At 37.1% G+C, this 399-nt stretch carries 1 protein-coding gene; it reads left to right on the top strand.

Translation table 11 applies throughout. The features are described from left to right. Positions 1–238: CBS domain-containing protein (locus SB679_RS23185; protein WP_410704642.1), on the top strand; the 238-nt coding region annotated here is incomplete at its 5' end. Between the last annotated feature and the right edge of the window lie 161 nt (positions 239–399).

Genomic DNA, 399 nt, shown 5'->3' with positions numbered 1-399 from the left:
AGGAGTTATTACAGATGGTGACTTGAGAAGGATGTTGATGAAAGGAGAAGATATCAGTAAGGTCTTTGCCAAGGACATCATGTCTGCTCATCCAAGAACCATTGAAAAGGATGCCAGAGCCAAAGAAGCCATGAAAACTTTAAAAGAAAATAATATTGGGCAGCTTGTAGTTACTGAAAACGGAAAGTATTTCGGGATTATAGATCTGCATAAGCTACTGGATGAAGGAATAAATTAATGCTGACGATATGAGCCATTTTCTACAAGCACATATCCGGGAAATCATTAACCTTACAGATGATGAATTTATGATTCTACAAGGTTTTTTTACAAAAAAGAGGTTCCGGAAAAGACAATTTCTGGTACAGGAACATCAGCCTGTACATGAGATTTTCCTGA

This window comes from Chryseobacterium sp. SIMBA_029 (assembly GCF_046535275.1).
Taxonomy (GTDB): domain Bacteria; phylum Bacteroidota; class Bacteroidia; order Flavobacteriales; family Weeksellaceae; genus Chryseobacterium.
The sequence above is the reverse complement of the archived record's forward strand: the minus strand, read 5'-3'. Positions and strand labels throughout refer to the sequence as shown.